This window comes from Streptomyces sp. NPDC088745, from assembly GCF_044751045.1.
GTDB lineage: Bacteria > Actinomycetota > Actinomycetes > Streptomycetales > Streptomycetaceae > Streptomyces > Streptomyces cremeus.
The window spans coordinates 521,591-536,061 of the sequence record NZ_JBIVLB010000004.1 but is presented as its reverse complement, the minus strand read 5'-3'; the positions used below and the strand labels follow the sequence as shown (position 1 = coordinate 536,061).

The 14,471-nt window shown below is 74.1% G+C and carries 14 protein-coding genes; 4 read left to right on the top strand and 10 right to left on the bottom strand.

The genetic code is table 11. The features are described 5' to 3' along the window. Positions 1-17: 17 nt before the first annotated feature. On the bottom strand, positions 18-1,262 hold the full coding sequence (locus tag ACIP93_RS15180) for a sensor histidine kinase (RefSeq protein WP_401758784.1): 1,245 nt from the start codon (positions 1,260-1,262) through the stop codon (positions 18-20). Between the two features lie 157 nt (positions 1,263-1,419). Here ACIP93_RS15180 and ACIP93_RS15175 point away from each other — a divergent pair, with 157 nt between their 5' ends. After that, a complete protein-coding gene (locus tag ACIP93_RS15175; protein WP_401758781.1) occupies positions 1,420-1,692 on the top strand; it encodes a hypothetical protein in 273 nt (90 codons plus the stop codon). A gap of 24 nt (positions 1,693-1,716) precedes the next feature. Here ACIP93_RS15175 and ACIP93_RS15170 read toward each other — a convergent pair whose 3' ends face one another. Further along, complete coding sequence (locus tag ACIP93_RS15170; protein WP_401758778.1) at positions 1,717-2,649, bottom strand: DMT family transporter; 933 nt, start codon at positions 2,647-2,649, stop codon at positions 1,717-1,719. A gap of 332 nt (positions 2,650-2,981) precedes the next feature. Between ACIP93_RS15170 and ACIP93_RS15165 the strand changes: the two genes are divergently transcribed. Then, on the top strand, positions 2,982-3,722 hold the full coding sequence (locus ACIP93_RS15165) for an SDR family NAD(P)-dependent oxidoreductase (protein WP_401758775.1): 741 nt from the start codon (positions 2,982-2,984) through the stop codon (positions 3,720-3,722). Positions 3,723-3,741: 19 nt separating this feature from the next. Here the strand turns inward: ACIP93_RS15165 and ACIP93_RS15160 are convergent, their stop codons facing one another. The 3 genes from ACIP93_RS15160 to ACIP93_RS15150 all read right to left on the bottom strand — a co-directional run bounded on the left by ACIP93_RS15160 (position 3,742) and on the right by ACIP93_RS15150 (position 7,146). Next, a complete protein-coding gene (locus tag ACIP93_RS15160) occupies positions 3,742-4,146 on the bottom strand; it encodes an STAS domain-containing protein (RefSeq protein WP_345217973.1) in 405 nt (134 codons plus the stop codon). A 465-nt stretch (positions 4,147-4,611) separates the two neighbouring features. Beyond that, positions 4,612-6,276: a PP2C family protein-serine/threonine phosphatase gene (locus ACIP93_RS15155; RefSeq protein ID WP_401758772.1), complete on the bottom strand. Its 1,665-nt coding sequence runs from the start codon at positions 6,274-6,276 to the stop codon at positions 4,612-4,614. 393 nt (positions 6,277-6,669) lie between these two features. Further along, positions 6,670-7,146 (bottom strand): MarR family winged helix-turn-helix transcriptional regulator, encoded by a 477-nt coding sequence (locus tag ACIP93_RS15150; RefSeq protein ID WP_401758880.1) that lies wholly within the window; start codon positions 7,144-7,146, stop codon positions 6,670-6,672. A 185-nt stretch (positions 7,147-7,331) separates the two neighbouring features. Between ACIP93_RS15150 and ACIP93_RS15145 the strand changes: the two genes are divergently transcribed. Beyond that, positions 7,332-8,537 (top strand): PP2C family protein-serine/threonine phosphatase, encoded by a 1,206-nt coding sequence (locus ACIP93_RS15145; protein ID WP_401758769.1) that lies wholly within the window; start codon positions 7,332-7,334, stop codon positions 8,535-8,537. Between the two features lie 69 nt (positions 8,538-8,606). On the opposite strand, the gene alc is transcribed toward ACIP93_RS15145, so the two are convergent. Both alc and allB read right to left on the bottom strand, forming a co-directional pair. Then, positions 8,607-9,734, bottom strand: a complete 1,128-nt coding sequence (gene alc, locus ACIP93_RS15140) for an allantoicase (RefSeq protein ID WP_345217966.1) — start codon at positions 9,732-9,734, stop codon at positions 8,607-8,609. A 3-nt stretch (positions 9,735-9,737) separates the two neighbouring features. Next, the gene (gene allB, locus ACIP93_RS15135) at positions 9,738-11,114 is read right to left on the bottom strand and encodes an allantoinase AllB (protein WP_401758766.1); all 1,377 of its coding nucleotides are present in this window, start codon (positions 11,112-11,114) and stop codon (positions 9,738-9,740) included. 236 nt (positions 11,115-11,350) lie between these two features. On the opposite strand from allB, the gene ACIP93_RS15130 reads away from it, so the two are divergent. Beyond that, positions 11,351-12,157, top strand: coding sequence for an IclR family transcriptional regulator (locus ACIP93_RS15130; protein WP_345217963.1), 807 nt, complete (start codon positions 11,351-11,353; stop codon positions 12,155-12,157). 50 nt (positions 12,158-12,207) lie between these two features. Here the strand turns inward: ACIP93_RS15130 and ACIP93_RS15125 are convergent, their stop codons facing one another. Genes ACIP93_RS15125 through ACIP93_RS15115 form a run of 3 tightly spaced genes read right to left on the bottom strand, consistent with a single transcriptional unit; the run spans position 12,208 to position 14,464 of the window. Continuing rightward, entirely contained in the window at positions 12,208-12,549 is a 342-nt protein-coding gene (locus ACIP93_RS15125; protein WP_345217961.1) for a hypothetical protein, read from the bottom strand. Between the two features lie 20 nt (positions 12,550-12,569). After that, the gene (locus ACIP93_RS15120; protein WP_345217959.1) at positions 12,570-13,211 is read right to left on the bottom strand and encodes a response regulator transcription factor; all 642 of its coding nucleotides are present in this window, start codon (positions 13,209-13,211) and stop codon (positions 12,570-12,572) included. After that, positions 13,208-14,464 (bottom strand): sensor histidine kinase, encoded by a 1,257-nt coding sequence (locus tag ACIP93_RS15115; RefSeq protein ID WP_345217956.1) that lies wholly within the window; start codon positions 14,462-14,464, stop codon positions 13,208-13,210. The genes ACIP93_RS15120 and ACIP93_RS15115 overlap by 4 nt, the downstream gene beginning before the upstream one ends. Positions 14,465-14,471 lie beyond the last annotated feature (7 nt).

Below are 14,471 nucleotides of genomic sequence, written 5' to 3'. Positions count from 1 at the left end.
TCGGAGCGGGTCGGTCGTCATGGTGCCCACGGTAGCCAGGCGGTGATCCGGAACCCGCCGTCGGGTTCGAGACCGTGGTCGAGCCGGCCGCCGGCGAGCTGGGCGCGCTCGGTGAGGCCGATGAGTCCCTGTCCCGAGCCGGGGACCCGGGGCACGTCGCCGTCGGGGGCGGGGTTGTGGACGGTGACCGTGACGCCGTCGCCGGCGCGGCCGGTGACGGTGACGGCGACCTCGGCGCCGGGGGCGTGCTTGCGGGCGTTGGTGAGGGCTTCCTGGGCGATGCGGTAGACGGTGCGGCCCACGGCGGCGGGAACGGCGTCCGGGTCGGCGATGCGGTTGTCGAGGGTGGCCTTCGCACCCGCCTCGCGGGACTCGGCGACCAGGGCGTCGAGGGTGGCGAGGGTGGGCTGCGGGCGGTCGTCGTCCGCGGCGCCCGGGCTGCGCAGGACGCCGATGATCTCGCGGAGGTCCTGGAGGGCCTCGTGGGCGCTGTCGCGGATGACCCCGGCGGCGCGGGCGACCTCGGCGGGCGGGGCGTCGGGACGGAACTCCAGGGCCCCGGCGTGCACGCTCAGCAGGGTCAGCCGGTGCGCGAGGACGTCGTGCATCTCGCGGGCGATGGCCTCGCGGGCGAGCCGCTGGGCCTGTTCGGCCCGGAGCGCGGCCTCGGTCTCGGCGCGTACGGTGCGCTCGCGCAACGAGAGGACGAGCTGGCGGCGGGCGCGGACGAACATGCCCCAGCCGAAGATCAGCAGCGTGAAGACCAGGGTGACGACGACGGCCACGCGGAAGGAGACGGCGGGGTCGGGGCGCACCAGCGCCTGGAGGACGCCGACGGCGATCCCCGCCGCCGACAGCGGGCCCGCCACCTTGAACGGGCGGTGCACGGTCACCCCGAACAGGGCGATGCCCATGGCCCCGGAGGCGGCCGGCACGGCGACGGACAGCACGGTCAGCGCCAGGGCGACCGCGGTGGGCCAGCGCCGCCGCAGCCACAGGGCGCAGCAGGCCAGCGCTCCGAGGACCTGGTCGAAGACCAGCACGAGCCGGCTGTCGCCGAGCCCGGAGGCGTCCTCGACCGCCGCGAGTCCGATGGCGGCCGCGATCAGGAACATCAGGAGGTCGACGACCCAGTCCCGCAGGGTCCGGCGCGGGCGGGCGGCGCCCTGGCCGGCCGGGGCGGGGGTGCGGCCCGGCCGGGCGTGCGGCTCCGGGCCGCCCATCGCCGACGGCAGCAGCCACCGGTACTCCTGTTCGCTCATACGCACAAAACTACGCAGGCGGGAGCGGTGCCGGCCGCCGTGCGGCATGGGCAGCGACCAAAGTCGGGCAACCGGCGACTTCGGACGGGGAGGCGGCTCCGGTGGACCGTCCTGAGGACGATGGCGGGGACCGTCCCCGCCACCCAGACTCGGGGCCATGAAGCGAATCTTCGAGGCCGCCGGTTTCCTGCTGACGCTGTGCGGCGTGGCCGGACTCGTCCATGAGTGGTTCGACTGGTTCAAGCTGCTGCAGGTCGTGGACCGGCTGGGCTGGTTCGAGGGGTACGAGGTCTACGCGAACATCGTGATCGCGGTGGTCGGCATCGTGCTGATGGTCGCGTCGGAACGCGTCGGGCGGGCCGGCGGGAACGGCGGCCGCAGCCCGAGCGTCGTGACCCGCGGGACCCCGGGGGGCGACGGGACTCCCTGACCCCGCCACTGCACCGCCGAGTCCTCAGTCCGTACGGTCCCGGCCCGACGCGCGCCTCCCCCAGGCGGTGCCCGCCAGCACCAGGACGCCGCCCAGCAGTCCGAGCGCGCCCGGCCGCTCCCCGCCGAGGGCGATGCCGACGGCCGCCGCCCACACGGGTTCCGTACCGAGCAGCAGGCTCACCCGGGACGGCGAGGTCCTGCGTACCGCCCACATCTGCACGGCGAACGCGAACAGCGTGCAGAACACGGCCAGGAACAGCAGCCCCGCCCACTCCCCCGCCCCGAACCCCGCCGCCACGCTCCAGGGCGCGGGACCGGTTCCGGGCGCTGCGGCCAGCACCGCGAACACCGCCGTCGCCACCCCCAGTTGGACGGTGGTCAGGGACAGCGCGTCGGCGCCCCGGACCGCCGGGACGCGGGCCATGAGCAGCACGTGCGCGGTACGGGCCAGGGCGGCCATCAGCATCAGCAGGTCGCCGAGGGACGGGGCGGTGAAGCCGCCGCCCTGGGTGAGCAGCACCACGCCCAGCACGGAGAGCCCCGCCGCGGCCAGGAACCCCCGGGACGGCGCGGTCCTGGTGACGGCGGCCTCGGCGAGCGGGGTGAAGATCATGGTGAGGCTGATGATGAGGCCCGCGTTGGTCGCCGAGGTGTGCACGACGCCGTAGGTCTCCAGCAGGAAGATCCCGCTGAGGACCAGTCCGAGGAGCCCGGCGCCCCGCCACTGCGCCACGCTGAGCGCCCGCAGCCTCCGGCGTCCCACGACGGCGAGCACGGGCAGCACGATCGCGAACCGGAGCACCAGCACCGCGACGACGGTCTGCGCGGTGGTGATCCCCTTGGCGGCGAGGTAGCTGGAGCCCCACACCGCGGCCGCCGCCAGCACGGGCAGATCGGCGTACCGGGCCGCCCGGGCGGGCGCGGGGGTGCGGACGGCGGTCGGTGCGGCGGCCACGGCGAGGTCTCCAACGGGCGGGACGGTGTGGAGACTTCGGCGGCTCGCACGCGGAGCGCTCACCGTACTCGGTGGCCGATCGCCCCGGGAAGGGAGGTTCCAGCAGGCGGACGGGGCCGCCAGGACCCCTCCCCGGCCGTCCTTCCGGGCCCTTTCGTCGTACGGGGCGTCCTCGTGGGCGGTGGGAAGCCCGCCGCCGGGACCGGCGCCGAGGGGGTGGAGTCGATGTCCGAATGGCGCCAGCACGGAAGGCGGCCCGGACGTTTCCTTGAACACGCAAGCACCGCTTCGGGCATGCGACTCATGCGACACATCAGGAAGAGGACGACGCGATGTCGACGACCATCAGCAGGACCGCCCTGGTCACGGGCGGCAGCCGGGGCATCGGGGCGGCCGTCGCCCTGCGGCTGGCCCAGGACGGGGCCGATGTGGCGATCACCTACGTGGCGGGGGAACGGGCGGCGCAGGACGTGGTGCGGAAGATCGAGGCCGCGGGCCGACGGGCGCTCGCGGTGCGGATGGACGCGGCGGACCCGGAGTCGGTCACCTCCGCCGTGGCGACGGCCGCCGACGCCTTCGGGCGGCTGGACGTGCTGGTCAACAACGCGGGCATCGGCGTGCTGGGCCCGGTCGAAGCGCTCACGCTCGCGGAGGTGGACCGGGTTCTGGCGGTCAACGTACGGGCGGTCTTCCTGGCCTCCCAGGCGGCGGCGGCCGTGCTGGAGGACGGGGGCCGGATCATCTCCACCGGCTCCGCGCTCACCCGCTACACGGGCGGGCCGGGCTGCAGCCTCTACGCGATGAGCAAGTCCGCGCTGACCGGGCTGACCAAGGCCCTCGCCAGGGAGGTCGGCGACCGGGGCATCACGGTCAACCTCATCCACCCGGGCGCGGTCGACACGGACATGAACCCGGCGGACGGCCCGAACGCCGAGCCGCAGCGGGCGAACACGGCGATCGGCAGGTTCGGCCGGCCGGAGGAGGTGGCGGCCCTGGTCTCCTTCCTGGCGGGCGACGAGGGCGCCTACATGACGGGAGCGGAACTGGTGATGGACGGAGGCCACGCGGCGTAGCGGGGCGGGCCGGTCGTCACTAGTCGGCGGAGGCGGCCGAGGAGCGGGACTCGCGTTCCGGCCCGGCCGCGGCCGCGGCGCGGGTGGCGGCGAAGTGGGCGGCGACGCCGGTCAGTTCGAGGATGTGGCGGAGGTGGTCACCGGCGCCCTGGAGGACCAGCGCCACACCGGCCCGGGTGGTGTGGCGGTGGGCCATGATGAGCGCGGACAGGCCGGAGGAGTCGAACACGCCGATCCCGCTCAGGTCGAGGATCAGTTCGGAGCCCCGGGGGAGGTCCGGCAGGACGTCCAGGACGGCCGCGCGCAGCAGTTCGGCGGTGACGAAGTCGCAGTCGCCACGGAGCTCCAGGACCGTCTCCCGCTCGCCGGTGAGCCGGTTCTCGTTCTGCCGGGCGGTGATGTCGAGGGGGGAGCCGCTCATCATGTTCGGAAGGCGCTTTCCGTGTTCGGCCGCAGCGCGGACCGGGGGTGGTGGGCAGGGATGGGGTTCGGGGCGCGGGGCGCGGGTTCACCGCTGCTGCGGTCGCCCGCCGACGGGCGGGGCCTGCTCGGGCATGCCGCTCGGCCGGCGTGGCGGCCGGGGCACGGGGCCCGGCCCGTAGCGCGCGGACGGTCTGCGGCGGGTGCGGCGTACGTGACGTGTGCGGCGAGCACGACCCGTACGCCGTACGAGACGTGTGCCGCGAGCGCGACCCGCGCGTCGTATGGGACCCGTGCACCGTACGAGACCCGTGCGGCGAGCGCGAGTACGGCGGGCCCGCACCGCGCCCGCGAGCCCGCCCCGCGCCCTCCGCGCACGCCGGGTCCGCGAGACGTGCCGGACGCGTGAGGCATGCCGGACCCGTGGGGCGTGCTCCGTCCACGTGCCGGGCGCACTGCGACATCCCGGTCAGCCGGTGAAGCGGCCGCGGCCGGTGCCGTTGACCATGCTCAGGTGGGCGCCGCGCGGGGCGGCGATGCCGAGGAGGGCGATGTCGTCGTGCTCCCGGGTGCCGAGCCACTGGGTGGTGAGGCTCTCGACCCGTTCGATCACCGCCTCCACCGGCATGCGCGCGCACTCCGAGAGGGCGGCGCGCAGCCGGTCGTCGCCGAGCATCTCCCTGCCGTCCGGCCCGCCCCTCGCCTCCGTGACGCCGTCGGAGTAGAGCAGGCAGACGTCGCCCGCGCGCAGGACCGTGCGGCATGTGCGGGTGGTGATCGTCGGGAGCGCGCCGATGAGGGTGCCGCCGGTGGGGATCTCCTCGATCGTTCCGTCGGCGCGCACGACGAGCGGCCGCGGGTGTCCCGCGGCGGTCAGCCGCAGCGCGACCTCGCCGTGGGCCAGCGGGGTCGCCCCGGCCAGCACCATGGTGGCGAACCGGCTGTCGGTGTCCTCCAGGAGCGTGGAATTGAGGAGCCCCAGCAGGCGGCCGTGGTCGCTCTCCAGGTGCCGCAGGGCCGAGAGGGTGTTGCGGATCTTCCCGGTGAGGACGGCGGCCTTGGCTCCCTTGCCGCAGACGTCGCCCAGGACGAGGAAGGTCTCGTCGCCCGGGTCGGTCCCCGGGTGGACGTCGTAGAAGTCGCCCCCGATCAGGTCGGTGGCCCTGGACGCCCGGTAGGTGGCGGCCAGGTCGAGGCCGCTGGAGCGACGCAGGACCGGAGGCAGCAGCGAGCGCTGGAGGACCGCCGTGGTCTCGGCCTTCTCCGCGTACAGGGCGGCCGCGGAGACGGCCGCCCCCGCCCGTGCCGCGAAGACGCGGGCGAACACCTCCTCGTCCTCGTTGAAGGCCGGGGTGCGGGTGCGCCGCAGCAGGACCAGCGCCCCGGCGGGCACCCCGTTGCCCGGCATCGGCGTGACGAGGACCGAGCCCAGCGGCCCGAAGCCGTCCGGGACCAGCCAGCCGGGGGCGAGTTCGGGGTCCAGCCAGCGCGCCGGCAGGGGCGGGAAGCCGGCCAGGGCGTCGGCGAGCCCCGGGACCTCGGCGACGTCCTCGCCGAGGACGCGCTCCTCTGTGACCCGGCCGTCGACGGCCGAGGTGAACCACATGCGGCGTGCTCCCGTCCCGGCGACCACGACCGCCGCGTCGGCCATCCGCTCGCTGGCCAGTTCGGCCGCCGCCTGCACCGACTTGCGCCAGTTCAGCGAGGTCAGCAGCCGGGCGGAGGCCCTGGCGAGGAACTCGGCGCGTTCCCGTTCCTCCTGCCAGCGGCGCTGCCAGACGAGCTCGCGGGTGACGTCGTCCAGCAGCCAGGCCCCGTACCCGTCGGGCAGCGCCAGCCGCCGGGCCGTCATCTGCCGCGCTCCGACGATTCCTCGGGCCTCGGGCAGCAGTCCGTCCTGGGCGTCGGCCAGCCAGCCAGGGACCCGCGGCCGGCTCAGCGGCTCCGCCTCACGCAGCAGGGGGAAGAGGATGCGCGCCGCTTCGTTGAGCAGACGGACCAGCCCGGCTCCGTCCAGCATCACGACGGCGCCGAGCCCGCTCTCCACCAGGGCGTGCGCCTGCGCCGCACCGGGTGCGGTGACGGGAGGCGCGCCCTCGGCGGGGCGGTCGGTGGAGCGTGGGAAGGAAGTCACAACGGAAGACGAAGCCCACGACGGCCTCGGCCGTGCGGCCCCTGTCACCCTCTCCGAGCTATCGGGATATCGTGGCGCGACGACAATTGTTGTCGCGCGGCAACCGTCTCGCGTTCGGTAGCCGCCTGGCAAGCGGAGCCCACAGGACCTTCACAATGAATACCGAACTGTCCGGCCATATCGGGACGTTCCGCACCATCGTATGCACGGGTTCCACACACCGGATACGATGCGCGCGCGGACCGGCTAGCCGGCTTGTCACCGGGCGGAAGCTCGCAGCAGTCGGGAGAGGCAGGAACCGTGATGCAGAAGACCGGTGTCTCCGCGGGTGGTTCCACCACCTTCCGCGGCGACCGCCCGGGCACCCCGCGGCGCCCCCGCCAACGCACTCCGCTACGCGGTCCGTGCGGTCCCGCCCGGGTGGGCGCCCGTCGCCGGGCCGGCGTCCCCGGCCAGCGGCCAGGTGCGTCCCACGATGCCCGTCTCCACGGCCGCCCGGAACTCGCCGAGCCCGTGGATGAGCGCCTCCCGCGCCGACGGCGGCATCGCCGCGACCGCCGCGACCAGCGCCTCTTCACGCCGGGCGCGCAGATCGCGCAGGTAGCTGCGCCCGGGGGCGGTCAGCCGCAGCTCCACTTCGCGGCGGCTGACCAGGCTGGCCGAGCGCTTCACGAAGCCCAGCGCCTCCAGCCGGTCGCAGAGTCTGCTGACCGACGGCGGCGCGGCGCCCAGCACCGTGCCGAGGGTGCGCAGGTTGATGCCCTCGGCCCGCTCCAGGATGTGCATCACGCGCAGTTGCGAAGACGAGACCGGCGCTGGGGAGACCGCGTCGCGGCCCCGCTCCCACAGCACTTCCAGCAGTGCGATCACCTCGCAGGCCGCGCCCGCGACGGCCTCGGCGGCAGCCGGGGCCCGGTCGGCGGCCGCATCCGGCGCACCCGCGGCAGCGGTCACCGGAGCCGGGGCGCCCGGGGCGCTCTCGCCGCGGCGGTGTGAGCCCTGGAGGTCCACGCTTGCCCTCCCCGTACATCCTTCGAGAAAGTGAATCTCCGACGTTGGACAGACTCGCGTCCGTGGAACGCACTTTGCGTGCCGCCGACCCCCATGCACTGCTCGACGCGGTGCGCGAGGTCCTCGCGGACCTCTACGGTGCTCCCGAGGTCGACCTGCTCATGGCCGACTACGCCATGACGATACTGCAACCGGTCGGAGCGCTCCCCCATACCTTCCAGCCCGTATCGGCGCACACAGGCGCGCCGGGGCGGGCCTTCGGGGCGCAGGAGCCCTATCCGTGCGAGGGCCCCTTCCCCGATTCCGTGACGGCACACCTGCCGGTGACGGTCCGCGGGGACCGGCTCGGGGTGCTGTCCGTCACCGTGCTGAAGGACCGCTACGACGCGGACGTCCTGGCGGAACTGGCGGACGTCGCCGAGGCCCTGGGCCACCAGATCGTGGTCGCCGAGCGCGACACCGACCTCTACCTCCAGGCGCGCCGGGCGGAGCGGCTGACACTGGCGGCCGAGATCCAGTGGGAGCTGCTGCCCGGGCGTTCCTGCGCCCGCGAGGAGTACGAGCTCGGGGCGCAGCTCGAGCCGGCGTACGCCATCCACGGCGACAACTTCGACTGGTCGACCTCCGCCGACCACCTCACCCTCGCCCTCACCAACGGCATGGGCGAGGGCATCGACGCGGCCCTGCTCACCAGCCTCGCCATCAACGCCCTGCGCAACGCGCGCCGGGCCGGCCTGGACCTGGCCGACCAGGCGTGCCTGGCCGATCAGGCCATCTACGGCCAGCACCGGGGCGCGCTGCACGTGTCCGTGCTGCTGCTGCGCTTCCACCTGCCGTCGGGGAACGTGGAGGTCGTCGACGCGGGTTCGCCGCGGGTGTGGCGGCTGCGGGACGGGGTGGTGGAGGCGGTCGAGATGGACGGGCAGCTACCGCTCGGCATGTTCGAGGACTCCGTCTACACCACGCAGAACTGGGAGGTGCTGCCGGGCGACCGGCTGCTGTTCGTCAGCGACGGGGTGTACGACGTGGCCTCCCCGGCGGGTGAGCGCTACAGCGAGAAGGCGCTCGCCCGCGCCATCCAGGCCACCCGTCTGCTGCCCCCGCCGCAGGTCCCGCGCGCGGTGCTGCACGAGCTGGCGGGCCACCGGGGCGAGGTCATGGCGGAGGACGACGCGATGATCGTGTGCCTGGACTGGCTGGGCCGCCCGGACGGGCAGGAGTCCGCCGACCGCACCGAGGCGGAGGGCTGAGCGGTACGGCGACGGGGCCCCCGGTGCCGAGCACCGGGGGCCCCGTCGCCGTGGCGTCAACGCCGTCGCTCAGCCGCCGAGTTCCTGGTGGCGGGCGGCCAGCGACGCCGCGCCGGACTCGGTGAGCGAGCCGAAGAGGCGCAGCCGGGAGATGCCGCCGTCGGGGAAGATGTCGATCCGCGCCCGGGTGGCCGCCGGGGCGGAGGCGAGCACGAAGCGGTGGTTGGTGTCGGGCTGGAGGCGGGTGCGGGGCAGGATCTCGGTCCACTCCCCCGTGTCGCCGTCGCGCACCGAGAGGGCGGCCCAGCCCGCCGAGTTGCCCTTCAGGTAGGCGGTGTCGATCTCGACGGCGCGGATCTCGGCCTGCGCGACCAGGTGGTAGCTGATCCAGTCGTTGCCCTTGTCGCGGCGGCGCCTGGTCTCCCAGCCGTCGTCCATCTTGTGGGAGCGGCCCGGCTGGATGGTGTTGGTGGCGGGCGAGTAGAAGCGGTCGGACGCGTCCTCGACGCGGCCGCCGTTCTCCAGCGCGACCAGGTCGAAGGTGCCCAGCGTGGCCAGCCACGCCGGGTCGGGGACGACCTCGCCGTGAACCCGCAGGCGGGCGATGCCGCCGTCCGGGTGCTGGTTGACGCGCAGGTGCGTGAAGCGCTGCTCGGCGGTGACCTCGAAGCCGTTGGCCGCGTGGCCGCCGACGGCCGTGCGCGGGACGAGGGTCGTCCACTTCACGTCGTCGGAGAGCAGGTCCTCGGGCGAGGGCGAGCCCGGAACGGAGGTGCCCTGCACGGACACGGCCTGCGGGTAGTTGCCGCGGAAGTGCGCCGTGTCGATCACGATGCCGCGTACGACGCCGGGCGCGCCGAGGCGTACGAGCGCCCAGTCGTGGTCGTCCTCGGCGGGGTGCGGCTGCTCGGCCGAGACGCCGCGGCGACGGCGGGTCTCCCAGCCGTCCATGATCTTGCCCTTGTGCCCGAAGCGCTCGGGGTCGAAGTGGGCGGGTCCGGGGAGGAGCATGTTCTCGCGCTCGGCGAAGAACTCGTCGTTCGCGGCGATCACGCCCGCGCCCAGGCGGCGGTCGGCCAGGTCGGCGTGGTGGGTGAAGGGGAAGACGGCCGTGCGGTAGTCGGCGTACGGGTCGCCGCCGCCGTACGGGCTGGCGTCTCCGGTGAAGGACGGTGTCCCCTGGGCGTTCTCCGGCATGGCTCACGCGTTCCTTTCGAGCAGGCGGCCGACGGGCTCGGTGAGGGCGCCTTCGTCGTTGATGCGGGTGCCGCGCAGCCAGGTCTGCTTGACCACGCCGTGCAGGGTCTTGCCCGCGTACGCCGTGACCTGGTTGCGGTGGAAGAGGTGGGCGGGGTCGACCGTGAAGGTCTCCTCGGGGGCGAGGACCGCGAAGTCGGCGTCGCGGCCGGCCTCGATGGCGCCCTTCTGGGTGAGCCCGGCGAGCTTCGCGGGGGCGGCCGACATCCAGCGGACCACGTCGTCGAGGGAGTGGCCGCGCTTGCGGGCCTCGGTCCAGATGGCGGGCAGGCCGAGCTGGAGGGAGGAAATGCCGCCCCAGGCGGACGCGAAGTCCGGGGTCTTGAGGTCGGTGGTGCAGGGCGAGTGGTCGGAGACGACGCAGTCGATCGTCCCGTCGGCCAGGCCCTGCCAGAGGATGTCCTGGTTCTCGGCCTCGCGGATCGGCGGGCAGCACTTGAACTCGGTCGCGCCGTCGGGGACCTCCTCGGCGGTGAGGGTGAGGAAGTGCGGGCAGGACTCGACGGTGACCCGGACGCCCTCGGCCTTGCCCCGGGCGATCAGCGGGAGCGCGTCGGAGGAGGAGAGGTGCAGGACGTGCACCCGGGCGTCGAGGCGCTTGGCGAGCGCGATGAGGCCCTCGATGGCGGTGTTCTCGGCGTCGCGCGGCCGGGAGGCGAGGAAGTCGGCGTACTTGGCGCCGGGCTTCTGCGGGGCGGCGGCCAGGTGGTGCGGGTCCTCGGCGTGCACGATCAGCAGGCCGCCGAGCCCGGCGATCTCGGCCATGGAGCGGGCGAGCTGGTCCTGGTCGAGCTCGGGGAACTCCTCGACGCCGGACGGCGAGAGGAAGCACTTGAAGCCGAAGACGCCCGCTTCGTGGAGCGGCTTGAGGTCGGCGACGTTGGAGGGGATGGCGCCGCCCCAGAAGCCGGTGTCGACGTGCGCCTTGGGGCGGGCCACGTCCTTCTTGACCTCGAAGTTCTCGACCGTGGTGGTCGGCGGCAGCGAGTTCAGCGGCATGTCCAGGAGGGTGGTGATGCCGCCGGCCGCGGCGGCGCGGGTGGCGGTCCAGAAGCCCTCCCAGGCGGTGCGGCCCGGGTCGTTCACATGGACGTGGGTGTCGACGAGGCCGGGCAGCAGCGCGTGCTCGCCGAGGTCCTCGAAGCGGACGCCGTCGGGGAGCCGCACGCCGCCGGGCCCGTGGGCGTCGTACGGGAGCACCTCGACGATCTTCCCGTCGGCGACGGCGACCGAGGCGGGGCGGGTGCCCTCGGGGGTGACGACGCGCGAGGAGCGCAGCACCAGGTCCACGGTGGTGTTGGGCACGGCCGACTCAGTCACTCACGTCTCCTTACTTCAACGTTCTGTTGAAGCGGAGTCTTTCTGTGCGCCGGGGACTCGTCAAGGGGTCGACAGGCCGGGCGGGAGGTGATGTGATCACCGACACCCGTCTTGGATGTTTCCACAGAATGGAATTAGACTTCCGCTTCATAGAATGTAGCTCCTGCCCAGAGGGGCTTCCGGGACCACCACAGGTAGGCTGCTGCCTTGCCTGCCAGCCCCGAAAGGACCGCTCCGTGCCGACGTCCAGCGCCAGCACCACCGACGCTTCCAAGCCTGCCGCCGCGACTGGCGGCGTGCAGTCACTGGAGCGTGCCTTCGACCTCCTCGAGCGTATGGCCGACGCGGGCGGTGAGGTCGGCCTGAGCGAGCTGTCCGCGAGCAGCGGTCTGCCGCTCCCGACCATCCACCGCCTGATGCGCACGCTCGTCGCCTGCGGTTACGTACGCCAGCAGCCCAACCGGCGCTACTCGCTGGGCCCCCGGCTGATCCGCCTCGGCGAGAGCGCGTCGCGGCTGCTGGGCACCTGGGCCCGTCCGTACCTGGCGCGCCTGGTCGAGGAGACCGGCGAGACGGCGAACATGGCGCTCCTCGACGGCGACGAGATCGTGTACGTGGCGCAGGTGCCGTCGAAGCACTCGATGCGGATGTTCACCGAGGTCGGGCGGCGGGTGCTGCCGCACTCGACGGGCGTGGGCAAGGCGCTCCTCGCGCACACGCCCGCCGACGAGGTGCGGGCGCTGCTTGCCCGTACCGGCATGCCGGCCGCCACCGAGAAGACCATCACCACCCCGGACGGCTTCCTGGAGGCGCTGGAGCAGGTGCGGCGGGTGGGGTACGCGGTGGACGACAACGAGCAGGAGATCGGGGTCCGCTGCCTGGCGGTGTCCGTCCCCGACTCCCCCACCGCGGCGGCCGTCTCGATCTCCGGTCCGGCCGGCCGGGTCACCGAGGCGGCGACGGAGCGGATCGTGCCCATCCTCCAGGAGGTCGCCCAGGACCTCGCGGTGGCCCTGGCCAACACGGGCCCGAGCCAGGCCTGAAGCCCCGCGGCGGGGGCGCGTTCCACCGGCTCCCCCGCCGGGCGCGGGCCTCAGCCCGCGAAGGTAGCCGCCACCGCGGCCGTCTCGCCCTTGGCCAGCAGCTCGAACAGCCGGACCACCTCGTCCCGTGCCACGCCGTCCCGCGTGTCCGGGGCGCGCTCGGCGTTCTCGGCATCTTCGGCGTTCTTGGCGTCCTCGGCGTCTTCGATGTTCTCCCAGAGCAGCAGCCCGCCCGCGTACGCGGTCAGCGACCAGCCGCTCTCGTGCGTCAGCGAAACCTCCGGATTGACCGCTTCCGGGTCGGCCAGACCGTCCACCACCAGCGCGCGCAGCGTCTCGGCGTCGGGTTCGTCCACCGCGGTGCCGTGGACGTCGTACATGAAATAGGTCATGGCCCCACTATCCCACCGGGTCAGCGCCTGATCAGGCGGCGTGCGGTGGCCGCCGCGACCGCCGAGGTGCGCGAGTCGACGCCGAGCTTGGCGTAGATGTGCACCAGGTGGGACTTCACGGTCGCCTGGCTGAGGAAGAGGGCCTTGCTGATCTGCTGGTTGGAGAGCCCGTCGCCGACCAGTTGAAGCACTTCCAGCTCCCGCTTCGTGAGCGCCTCCGCGGGCATCCGCATCCGGTCCATCAGCCGGTGCGCGACCGCGGGCGCGAGCGCCGACCGACCGGCCGCCGCCGTGCGCACCGCCGCCGCCAGCTCCTCCGGCGGCGCGTCCTTGAGCAGGTATCCGGCGGCTCCCGCCTCGACCGCCGCGAGGATGTCCGCGTCCGTGTCGTACGTCGTGAGCACGAGCACCCGGGGGGCGCCGGGCCGCCCGGCGATGGCCGCCGTCGCCTCCGACCCGTGCATGCGGCCGGGCCCGAACTGGAGGTCCATCAGTACGACGTCGATGCCGCCGGCACCGGCCAGCTCCACCGCGCGCTCCGCCGTCGAGGCCTCCTGGACGACCACGAAGTCGGTCTCCGTGTCCAGCACCGCGCGCAGCCCGGCCCGTACGACCGGGTGGTCGTCGGCCAGCAGCAGCCGGATGGGCGGGGGCGTGCTCACGGGGCGGCTCCGACGGGCGCGGGGGACACGGGCAGGGGCAGGGTGATCGCGACGGCCGTGCCCTGTCCCGGCGCGGACTCCACGCTGAGGGTGCCGCCGAGCGAACGGGCCCGCGCGCGCATCGCGGGCAGGCCGAAGCCGCCGTCGGAGCCGTCGGCGGCGGGTGTGCGGCGCACCGCGCCGGGGTCGGCCGCACCCGGGTCGAAGCCGATGCCGTCGTCGACGATGTCGAGCGCGACCGAGGTCTCCATGAAGCTCAGGGTGATCTCCGCGCGGTCCGCCCGCGCGTGCCGGACGGTGTTGGCGAGGGCCGACTGCGCGATGCGCAGCAGAGCCACCTCGTACGGTGTGGGCAGCTCGACCGGGGTCCCGCTGACGCCGAACTGCACGGCGGGACCGCCGGGCGCGGGCGCGCAGAGGCGTTCCAGGGCGGCCGCGAGGGAGCCGTGCTCCAGGTCCGGCGGGCTCAGGGCCCGTACGAAACGGCGTGCTTCGGCGAGGTTGTCCTGGGCGGCTTCGCGGGCCCGCCGGATGTGCGCGAGGGCCGGGTCGCCGGGCGGCAGGGCGCGTTCGGCGGCGCGCAGGAGGAGCTGGATGCTGGACAGGCCCTGGGCGAGGGTGTCGTGGATCTCGCGGGCGAGGCGCTCGCGCTCGGCGAGCGTTCCGGCGGCGCGTTCGGCCTCGGCCAGCTCGGCGCGGGTCGACAGCAGCTCGTCGATCAGCTCGCGCCGTCGTTCGCTCTCCCGGTACAGCGCCTGATAGCCGAGTACGGTCGCCACCGCGACCGCGCCGCCGAGCAGCGGCCCGATGAACGTGCCCGGCGTGACCCGCTGCCCGTGCAGCACGAAGCCGGCGATCGCGGCGGCCGCGGTGCCGGCCACGGCCGAGAGCCCCCAGCGCGTCGGCAGCAGGTGGAGCTGGAGGAAGTACAGCGGAAACGCCGCCCACAGCCCGTCGGGCGACAGCGCGAGCAGCACCAGCCAGGACCCGCCGAGGACCGCCAGCCACCAGGCGGCGGCACGTGGCGCGCGCGCCACGGCGGGGCTGAGCGTTCCGGCGGCGTACACCCCGGCCATCACCGCGGCGGCCGCGACGACCGCGTACGCGTGCGGCCCGCCGGCGGCGACGGCCTTGACGGCGGCGAGCGCGAGCAGCCCGGCGAGCAGTGCGTGCAGGCACAGGCGCAGCACGCGCAGGACGGGGGTGAGGGGCGTGAGGGAGAGGGGAGCCGGGGGCACGGGGAGCGGAGCCATGGTTCGT

Bases quoted from the DNA above. Each gene is read 5' to 3' on its own strand.
- ACIP93_RS15125 (WP_345217961.1), bottom strand. From the start codon at position 12,549: ATGACCTATTTCATGTACGACGTCCACGGCACCGCGGTGGACGAACCC.
- alc (WP_345217966.1), bottom strand. From the start codon at position 9,734: ATGCCGGAGAACGCCCAGGGGACACCGTCCTTCACCGGAGACGCCAGC.
- ACIP93_RS15165 (WP_401758775.1), top strand. From the start codon at position 2,982: ATGTCGACGACCATCAGCAGGACCGCCCTGGTCACGGGCGGCAGCCGG.
- ACIP93_RS15115 (WP_345217956.1), bottom strand. From the start codon at position 14,464: ATGGCTCCGCTCCCCGTGCCCCCGGCTCCCCTCTCCCTCACGCCCCTC.
- ACIP93_RS15160 (WP_345217973.1), bottom strand. From the start codon at position 4,146: ATGATGAGCGGCTCCCCCCTCGACATCACCGCCCGGCAGAACGAGAAC.
- ACIP93_RS15180 (WP_401758784.1), bottom strand. From the start codon at position 1,262: ATGAGCGAACAGGAGTACCGGTGGCTGCTGCCGTCGGCGATGGGCGGC.
- ACIP93_RS15175 (WP_401758781.1), top strand. From the start codon at position 1,420: ATGAAGCGAATCTTCGAGGCCGCCGGTTTCCTGCTGACGCTGTGCGGC.